Raw genomic sequence first — 8856 nt, 5'->3', positions numbered from 1 at the left:
CGTCTCATGGTGAGACGATTAGCTGCTTAAGATTTACTTTATAAATTAGCTCTAACTTGTCTCGACTATGCGCTGACCAAAATTTTTAGTTATGACGCTGCCTAGCCTTATCATTCATCCAAACCTCCAAATCGACGTTACTAACTTAAGGACGGGCCCACTCTACGAGTTTCAGGATTTTGAGTTTTCGATCGCCTCCTCCCTCCTCCCTCCTCCCCCATCTCTCCCTCAACTGAATATTTTTCGCCTTCAGTTTTGCTTTACAATTTTGGCAATCCCGGAATTTCACACCAAAAAATTCCCATTTCTCAGCCCTTCAACCCTTCGGAACTTATATGAGCATTGGATATGTTGCCCTCGTCCTGCACGCCCACCTGCCCTTCGTCCGTCACCCCGAAAGTGACTATGTGCTGGAAGAAGAATGGCTCTACGAAGCCATCACCGAGACGTATATACCACTGCTACAAGTCTTTGAGGGGCTAAAACGAGACGGCGTTAACTTCAAATTGACGATGAGCATGACTCCGCCCCTGGTGTCGATGTTGCTCGATCCGTTGCTGCAAGAACGCTACGACGATCACCTCGCTCAACTCGAAGAACTCACCGAGATGGAGGTCGAGCGTCACGCCCACAACGGTCACATGAAGTACCTGGCAGAACACTACGCCAAAGAATTCAACGCCGTGCGTCACATGTGGGAGAAGTACGATCGCAACCTGATCAAAGCCTTCAAACAATATCTTGACAGTGGCAATCTAGAAATCATCACCTGTGGCGCAACGCATGGCTATCTGCCGTTGATGAAAATGTATCCGCAGGCTGTTTGGGCCCAGATTCAAGTTGCCTGTGAGCATTATGAGCAGACATTTGGACGACCCGCAAAAGGGATTTGGCTCCCAGAGTGCGCTTATTACGAAGGGGTCGATCGCATGTTGGCAGATGCCGGACTGCGCTACTTCTTAACTGACGGACATGGCATTCTCTATGCGCGTCCTCGTCCTCGATTTGGCACCTATGCGCCCATTTTTACCGAGGCAGGCGTGGCAGCTTTTGGACGCGACCACGAATCGTCTCAGCAAGTCTGGTCTTCTGAAGTTGGCTATCCCGGTGCAGCAGAGTATCGAGAATTCTATCGTGATTTAGGCTGGGATGCTGACTACGAATACATTAAGCCCTACGTCATGCCCAATGGTCAGCGCAAAAATGTCGGCATCAAGTACCACAAAATCACAGGCAAAGGGTTAGGGCTATCCGATAAGCAACTCTACGATCCCTACTGGGCAAAAGAAAAAACTGCCGAACATGCCGAAAATTTTGCCTACAATCGCGAACGTCAAGTCGAACACCTCAGCGGCATCATGCAGCGCCCGCCGATCATCGTCTCGCCCTACGACGCAGAACTCTTTGGTCATTGGTGGTACGAAGGCCCCTGGTTTATTGATTACCTGTTCCGCAAAGCTTGGTTTGATCAGAACACGTTTGAGATGACGCACCTGGCAGATTACTTAAAAGATCATCCCACTCAGCAGGTCTGCCGCCCCTCACAATCAAGCTGGGGCTACAAAGGCTTTCACGAATACTGGCTCAACGAAACCAACGCCTGGGTCTATCCTCACTTACATAAAGCGGCTGAACGCATGATCGAGCTTTCAAAACGCGAACCCGAAGACGAATTAAGCTGGCGTGCCTTAAATCAGGCGGCGAGAGAACTGCTACTCGCACAATCGTCCGACTGGGCCTTCATTATGCGAACCGGAACAATGGTGCCCTACGCGATTAGAAGAACTCGATCGCACCTGATGCGCTTTAACAAACTCTTTGAAGATATCAACCAGGACAAAATCGATTCCGGCTGGGTCGAAAAAGTAGAAGCGATCGACAATATCTTCCCCAACATCAACTACCGCGTTTATCGTCCTCTCTAGAATAGTCAGGACATAATCAGCAGGATGTGGTGCAGCATAATTAGTTGTCCACATCCTCAACAACTCGCTGTACTAGGGGACTATGACTCAGACCAATGTGCCGATTATTGCAGAATCAGAAGAGCTTACGATCAATATCTGCAAGTTTCTGGTCTACCATCTTCAGCAATACAGTAATGCAAAAGGGTTGGGTTTATTCATTGTCTCAAAAGCTGGGATAAAAACTGAAAGGAACGATCGCATTCCCGGTATAGTTGTCTTTGGTCAAACTCTTGGAGAACAACTGCTAAATCGTTTGGGTTCAGATGTCTTAGATTTCAATGAAGTACCTGTACTCGTTATTGAAGTAGCTAGTGACAATTGGCGTGAGGACTACATTCGCAAACGGGCAGAATATGCACTGATTGATATTCCTGAATATTGCATTGTCGATCCCCAAAAAGAACGGGTCAGAATCATGACCAATCCCGCTAATGAAGATGGTTATCAACATACCGACTTCATGCGGGGACGACAAATTCAATTTTCCCAGTTTCCCGATTTGGTTTTATCAGTTGATGAAGTGCTTTCTCCCGCTAACGTTGAGACTCTCATTAAAGCAGAACAAGCTCAACGCCAACAGCTAGAACAAGAACTTATCATAGAACGTCAACGAGCAGAGCAAGAACGTCAACGAGCAGAGCAAGAACGTCAACGGGCTGAGAAGCTGGCTGAAATGCTGCGATCGCAAGGCATCAACCCAAACGATCTCTAAACAATTGCAAAAGAAGTCCGGCTTGCTAGAACCAATTACAAAGTCGAACTTCTCTCAACAGCTTTTCTCTTGTCGCCCTACTTAAAGGTGCCAGCACCAGCCAGCGCCAACACACCCAACACGCCCAAAATGTGACCAAAACTCATCGAAGCCAAGAAGCCCGCCACACTGATGTCATTAAACAGCGACTTTGAAAAAGGCAACGGCATCTTAGCGCCCGTGTGAGGATATTTAATCGTGCGACTGGCAACTATCAAGACAAATAGACAAGAGCCGATAATAATGGGAGTTCCTTCCCAGTTCCAAAGATCTGTACCCACGGTAGGCAAGGCGGCGAAAGAAGACAGAAGCATATTGATTACTCCTAACTGGATTTAAGATGCACTCATCTTTTCGCGATCGCTCCTCTTTTACCTCTGCCCACTGTGAGAGTTGAGGCTCCAACTCTAGAGAGATTGTCAGATTGAGACTGCTTCTATCTCTGTGTAGGGGTGCCCTGTCAAGCAAGCACCTAATCTTTGTATCAGACATTGCAATTAACCCAAATTACAGAGGCTTTTATGACCATCGATACAAAAGAACTCAATAGCCTTGCTACCAGTTTTAAGCGGCTCCCAGTTGATGATCAAATTGCTGCAATGGGCTATCTCTATCAGGAAATTGGAGGGTCTTTACTCTCGTCTGATATGGCTTCCAAAAAAGTCGAAGAAGTCGTGAAGCAAGTGACAGAAATGCGCGAGGGTAGCCAAGTTGAGTTTTTGCAGGACGTTCTATCAGACACTGATCGCGATGAGGTGGTTCTTGATATCCATCCTTCTAAGGCAATGGCGCAACTGATTCCGGGTGATGGCGTGGAGTCTCCGATCGAGGAGTACGAAAGCCTCAGCCCCAATGAGCGTCTCGCCGTCTGGTACAATCTCGCCAGCAAAATGGGAGACGGTATGGTGACAATGCCGAGTGACTATTCTCTATCGTCTGAGACACAAGAATTACTCACCTCGCTCAAATCTTATGAGACTGAGGAAAAGCTACAGTTTTTAAGCAAGATCGTTTGATCACCACAAGGTTTGAGCAGCACAGGAAAAGAATGAAGCGGATCAAGGATCTAGTTGTCCAAGATTCGCTTCATCGGTTTTGATTGAGGTGGGTTAGTCGATCGCTGATTTGCGTCGTTTTAGAGCAGACAATCCTAATAAGCTAACGGCTGCTAATCCAACGATCGCGCCGGGTTCTGGAACTTTAATATCCGCGTAAGTGATGCCGATCGGACGCTTCAAATCTCCATTCGTCGCCACAAAAACTGCACTTGAGTTTCCGGTAGAAGGGAAGGGCTTGCCGTTGCTGTCGTAGCGCAAGATTGCACCGTTGTTAGTCTTATTATCAAAACCAACCGTATAAAGGTTTCCACTAGGATCAAAGGTAAGATTGCCAAAGCTACTGGATGCCGTTTGGTATTTGGTGGAAATCATCTCTTTGAAAGTGCCTGTTTGCAAATCATAGCGACGAATATCACTGGCAAAGTCGCTAACAAATAGATCGCCTTGAGGCCCGATCGCCAATCCCAAAAAGCTTACAAACCCAACGTCTGGAGAGGGAGTTGGTTGGCTAATGAAGACTTTCGACTCGCCTGTTTTGATGTCATAGCTCAACACCTGACTCTCAAACCCAGGGAAACTGGCCTTAAATGATCCAGGTTTGTCAGGATCGGGAATAGCAACGCTGCCTTGAGTCGTCACCAACAGACGACCATCCGCTGTGAACAGCAGATCATTGGGCCCGTTCAGCTTGCCAGATTCTCGTGTGCCTGTCGCGGCGGCGAATACGTCAATAAATGCGCCTGTTTTGCCGTCAAAGCGGAGAATTTGGTCGGTGAGAAAGCTGCTGACATAGAGATTGCCGTCGGGGCCAAAGGCATTGCCGTAGGGACGAATCAGCCCAGTGGTCGCAAACTCATCGATAAAATCGCCTGTCTTGCCGTTGTAGCGTAGAATCTTTCCTGTAGAGCCACTGCCACTGCTGACATAGAGATTGCCGTCGGGGCCAAAAGTCAGATCGTCGGGGTCAAGCAATCCGCCTGAGCCAAGTGCGATAAAGTCTCCGCCAAAGTTTCCGGCATCACCGTAGATAACGACATTGTTGCCTCTGGTATTTCCGATTAGAAGGGCGGCATCGGCTCTAGCAGCCAGTAGACTCAAGAGTGAGCCAACACTGACCACGATCGAGCGTTTTAGGAAAGAAGATGACTTGCTCATTAAATTTCTATAGCGTGATCAAGATAGTCTTTCTATTGTTGAGAGAATTGAGCTTCTGAACTGTCGTTTGCGTCACCAAAATCAGCAATATTCCTGATCTTATCCGTAATTTCACGTAAATCTTTGATGAAGTTCATACCAAGACACTATGAATTCTGAGAACACTGCGATCGTTCCGTGGCGGTTGCGCGATCGCTCCTTTAATTGGGGGTCTCAAACTTACTTGATGGGCGTTTTGAATGTCACACCTGACAGTTTTAGTGATGGGGGACAGTTCAATACGATCGCAGCCGCTTGCAAACAGTCTCAGCAGTTGGTAAAGGGCGGAGCAGACATTCTAGACATCGGTGGACAATCCACTCGCCCCAACGCAGAAGAAATCTCGCTGACTGAGGAACTCGATCGCGTCGTTCCCATCATTCAAGCGCTACGGCAAAATCCAGAATTCTCAAGCGTTCCCATCTCGGTAGATACGACCAGAGCTAAAGTTGCGGAGGCGGCGATCGAGTCTGGTGCTGACTTGATCAACGACGTTTCGGGCGGCACGTTTGATGCAGAAATGTTGCCTGCAGTGGCGAGGTTGCAGGTTCCGATCGCGCTGATGCACCTGCGCGGAACCCCTAAAACCATGCAGACGCTCACAGACTACGACGATCTAATTGGCGAAATTTATCAGTTTTTGTCAGAACGACTTGAGGCGGCGATCGCAGCGGGGGTCGATCGTCAGCAAATCATTCTCGACCCCGGCATTGGGTTTGCCAAAAAATACGCCCACAACCTGGAAATTCTGCGGAGACTCCCAGACTTTCAAAGCTTGAACTGTCCAATTTTAGTCGGAGTCTCTCGCAAAAGTTTTATCGGTCATCTTCTCAACCAGCCCGACCCTCAAAAACGAGTCTGGGGAACAGCGGCCGCCTGTGTGAGTGCGATCGTCGGCGGTGCCCATCTTCTCAGAGTTCACGATCTACCAGAAATGCGAGAGGTTTGTCGAGTTGCCGATGCCATTTGGCGGGGCGAAGGTCTCCCCATCTCTAAGTAGAGCCGTTTCCAGAACTGGTGTCTGCGCCCTGATCAAATTCATTGGGATTGATCAAATCTGTGATGGCCTCATTCATGAATTTAGGATCCATGAACACAATTTTGGCGTTGCCGCTCTTGCTCAATTCTAGACTGGCGTTGACATAATCTCTGGCAACTAGATAGCGCAAAACTTCTTGAGAATTAGGATGGCTTCGTAGCGCTTCGGCAAGCTCGGCGATCGACTGTACCGTTGCCTCAGTTCTCGAAAGGGTGGCTTGCTTTTCACTGCGGGCAGTCCGCTCTCTTTCGAGAGAGTCTCTCAACGCCTGCGACAAGATGATTTCCTGCACCTCCACCCGAATTACCTTCACCCCCCAGTTGGCGGTCGCTTTGTCGAGTTGGCGCAGCAAGGCTTGATTGACCCGACTGGTCGAAGAAATCGCCTCTTCTAGCGAGAGTTGCCCAATCTCTGCACGCAAGTTGGTGGTCACGAGTTGTCTGAGCGCTTCTTCGAGATCCTCAACGGCATAGTAGGCTTTCTTGAGGTCGAGAATTTGCCAAAAGACGACAGCATCCACCTCGATCGGCACATTGTCATTGGTCAGGGCTTTTTGAGGTTTGATGTCAGAGATCTGCTCGCGAATCGTCTCAACCAAAACTGTGTCCAAAATTGGAATCACAAAATTAAGTCCTGGCTTCAAGGTGCGTCTGTATTGTCCAAGCCGTTGCACCAAGGCTTCATCACCCTGATCAATGATTCTTACAGAGCCAATTACATAGCCCAGGACAATCAGTGTGAATGCACCAAGTAACTCAATCATATATGCGCTCCTTCGAGCTTTTTAGAATGTAGGGGTTTGCTTAGATAAGAGGGGACGAAGCGTGAGTTATTTATAACTTCAAATTCTCAGGGTGATTCATTTTATAGCAATTATAGAGATTGGAATACGCTCTATAGCGATAGTTTTAGCATTCTCAAGGAGACTCCAGCCATCTTTTTAGACTTCAAAACTCTTTTCGCTTACTTTCTTGCCAGACATTGCCGATGCCTTTGACCACGCCCCGACCGATTAAACCAATGCCGCGACCAATCACTTCGGTCAACAGATACACAACACCCCTGCCTACAAAAGCGATCGCCGACCGCAGCCGAGGGGCGATCGCATCCCGTGTTTCTAGTGCCAGCGTTACGCCCAATCGAATGCCTCTAAGGTGTTCTAGCTCTTGGACTCGTGGCGTGTAGATCAACAGTCGCTCAATGCCCTGACTGCTAAACACCAGCAGTAAATGGCGGCTTTCAAAGATGTCTTTGGGTTCGTTGACATAGCGATCGACCCGATAGCGCCAGGACAACTCATTGCGAAAGCGTTCGATTTCACGAGTCGAGAGCAGCCGTCGATCGTAAAAGTTTTGTTTGATCAGCTCTACGTCTGCAAACCGATTGAGCAACGGTTGTACGACGGCATTGGCAAGCTGAATGGTCAGATTCTCTAGCAAATCGGTGGCGCGGTCAAGCGCATCGGGGCTAGTTGCAGAATGGTTGGTATTGTCGATCGTCAGCGGAGACTGAAACAGCAAAAAGTTGTAGAGATCCAAAACTAACGGAATGCGATCGAGAATCTGAGTTTGCACCGAGCTGGCTTCTTGCAAAAGCGCAGGAACGACTTCGACTTGCTGCTGACGCGATTGCAGCGTGTAGTATCGACCAAAAAATTCAGTCGTGACAGCCTGCCACAGATCCCGCAGGATCACAGACTGTTTCTCAACCAATTGATCAGACTGCACCTGAGAAAAACGCAACTCATCCAAACTCGCCTCAATCTGCCGCAGCACTGCATAAAAAAGTTCACGCTTGCGTTCTGATTTGAGAATGTCAATTTCTAGAGGCGTTGACGTGAGGTTTTCTAAGCTGGATTGAAGTTTTGCCGAGACACGATCGAACAAGTGCGCCCGTCCATTTCTAGAAGTCCTTACGGCCACCGATTTGGTCTGAGCAGTGGGAGCCAGTTGTGTAGTCGCGTCTAAAAGCTGTGCAGTCGATGCGATCGTCAGCGTCGATTCTGAAGCGGTCGTTCCCACAGCAGGCGGCAAGAGTTTTTTGACCAACCATCTAGCGGCTCTCAGTTCACGCCGTTGTCCCAGCAGTAAGGCTCGATCGACGGGCGACAGGGTGGACGATCGCAGTTCCTCGGTCAGTTGGGCTAGAGCCGCTTCGATTTGACGAAGACTCGACGATCGCAGATTTTGCCGCAGTACCGCAATGGGATTGACCATCGGAGGAGCCGCGCCTTGCAAAATTTCTAGATTCCAAACCGTTTCTCCGGCTGCCACCCGTTGGATTGCCTGCACCAACGCAGTTAGAGAACTTCCCTGTGGACAATAGCCCTCGACTCCCATCTCAAAAGCAGTCAACAGCAGCGTTGGTGACACAGACCCTAGCAGCAAAACCGGCCCATGAGAGTTGAGAGACTGACAGACCTCAATAGGCGTTTGTGAATCTAATCCCAGCAGAATTACGTCGATCGCCACTCCATTTCGTCGATCTGCCAACTGTTGAAGGGCGATCGTCACCGTCTCCACCTCAACCACTTGCAGATCAGTAAATCGGCCCAACCCCGTCACCAAACCCAATCGCAACAGCGGATCTGCCTCAATGACCATGAGCCGTAATGGATTAGGGGAGCGATCGAGGGTCATGGGTCAGAAGAGTAGGGAAAACCAAAAAGCCTGGGAAGACATGAGTTCAAAGAAGTTTTTTCACCTCAATGTTCAGCTAAGGACTGTAGATCTAAACAAAGGCAATGTGCAACTTTCTGATCAAGTTCTAGTCGGCTTCAGCCCCCTAAATCCGACTTTAAGCAAAAAAGACTTCCAGAATTTAGAACCCTGATCAGCGTTCAAAGTC

Annotated in this window: 8 protein-coding genes; 4 read left to right on the top strand and 4 right to left on the bottom strand. The window is 48.8% G+C overall.

Features of this window, described 5'->3' with window-relative positions; genetic code table 11:
- The first annotated feature begins 335 nt into the window (after positions 1 to 335).
- Together ACKFKH_RS32965 and ACKFKH_RS32960 are read left to right on the top strand one after the other, a co-directional pair.
- A complete protein-coding gene (locus ACKFKH_RS32965) occupies positions 336 to 1925 on the top strand; it encodes a glycoside hydrolase family 57 protein (RefSeq protein ID WP_446862626.1) in 1590 nt (529 codons plus the stop codon).
- An 82-nt stretch (positions 1926 to 2007) separates the two neighbouring features.
- Positions 2008 to 2679 carry a Uma2 family endonuclease gene (locus tag ACKFKH_RS32960; protein WP_446862625.1) on the top strand — a complete coding sequence of 224 codons (672 nt, stop codon included), beginning with the start codon at positions 2008 to 2010 and terminating at the stop codon, positions 2677 to 2679.
- Between the two features lie 77 nt (positions 2680 to 2756).
- On the opposite strand, the gene ACKFKH_RS32955 is transcribed toward ACKFKH_RS32960, so the two are convergent.
- Positions 2757 to 3032 (bottom strand): photosystem I reaction center subunit X, encoded by a 276-nt coding sequence (locus ACKFKH_RS32955; protein WP_446862624.1) that lies wholly within the window; start codon positions 3030 to 3032, stop codon positions 2757 to 2759.
- Positions 3033 to 3239: 207 nt separating this feature from the next.
- Here ACKFKH_RS32955 and ACKFKH_RS32950 point away from each other — a divergent pair, with 207 nt between their 5' ends.
- Positions 3240 to 3734, top strand: coding sequence for an orange carotenoid protein N-terminal domain-containing protein (locus ACKFKH_RS32950; protein WP_446862623.1), 495 nt, complete (start codon positions 3240 to 3242; stop codon positions 3732 to 3734).
- Between the two features lie 93 nt (positions 3735 to 3827).
- On the opposite strand, the gene ACKFKH_RS32945 is transcribed toward ACKFKH_RS32950, so the two are convergent.
- Positions 3828 to 4931 carry a Vgb family protein gene (locus tag ACKFKH_RS32945; protein ID WP_446862622.1) on the bottom strand — a complete coding sequence of 368 codons (1104 nt, stop codon included), beginning with the start codon at positions 4929 to 4931 and terminating at the stop codon, positions 3828 to 3830.
- Between the two features lie 148 nt (positions 4932 to 5079).
- On the opposite strand from ACKFKH_RS32945, the gene folP reads away from it, so the two are divergent.
- The gene (gene folP / locus ACKFKH_RS32940; protein ID WP_446862621.1) at positions 5080 to 5970 is read left to right on the top strand and encodes a dihydropteroate synthase; all 891 of its coding nucleotides are present in this window, start codon (positions 5080 to 5082) and stop codon (positions 5968 to 5970) included.
- On the opposite strand, the gene ACKFKH_RS32935 is transcribed toward folP, so the two are convergent.
- Positions 5963 to 6772 carry an SPFH domain-containing protein gene (locus tag ACKFKH_RS32935; protein ID WP_446862620.1) on the bottom strand — a complete coding sequence of 270 codons (810 nt, stop codon included), beginning with the start codon at positions 6770 to 6772 and terminating at the stop codon, positions 5963 to 5965. The two genes, folP and ACKFKH_RS32935, sit on opposite strands and share 8 nt — an antisense overlap.
- Before the next feature lie 184 nt (positions 6773 to 6956).
- Positions 6957 to 8648, bottom strand: coding sequence for a DUF3685 domain-containing protein (locus ACKFKH_RS32930; protein ID WP_446862619.1), 1692 nt, complete (start codon positions 8646 to 8648; stop codon positions 6957 to 6959).
- Positions 8649 to 8856: the final 208 nt, after the last annotated feature.

The sequence above is a fragment of the Phormidesmis sp. 146-20 genome (genome assembly GCF_052939475.1).
This window is presented reverse-complemented; position numbering and strand designations above follow the sequence as displayed.

Bases quoted from the DNA above. Each gene is read 5' to 3' on its own strand.
- ACKFKH_RS32935 (WP_446862620.1), bottom strand. From the start codon at position 6,772: ATGATTGAGTTACTTGGTGCATTCACACTGATTGTCCTGGGCTATGTA.
- folP (WP_446862621.1), top strand. From the start codon at position 5,080: ATGAATTCTGAGAACACTGCGATCGTTCCGTGGCGGTTGCGCGATCGC.
- ACKFKH_RS32930 (WP_446862619.1), bottom strand. From the start codon at position 8,648: ATGACCCTCGATCGCTCCCCTAATCCATTACGGCTCATGGTCATTGAG.
- ACKFKH_RS32955 (WP_446862624.1), bottom strand. From the start codon at position 3,032: ATGCTTCTGTCTTCTTTCGCCGCCTTGCCTACCGTGGGTACAGATCTT.
- ACKFKH_RS32960 (WP_446862625.1), top strand. From the start codon at position 2,008: ATGACTCAGACCAATGTGCCGATTATTGCAGAATCAGAAGAGCTTACG.
- ACKFKH_RS32965 (WP_446862626.1), top strand. From the start codon at position 336: ATGAGCATTGGATATGTTGCCCTCGTCCTGCACGCCCACCTGCCCTTC.
- ACKFKH_RS32950 (WP_446862623.1), top strand. From the start codon at position 3,240: ATGACCATCGATACAAAAGAACTCAATAGCCTTGCTACCAGTTTTAAG.
- ACKFKH_RS32945 (WP_446862622.1), bottom strand. From the start codon at position 4,931: ATGAGCAAGTCATCTTCTTTCCTAAAACGCTCGATCGTGGTCAGTGTT.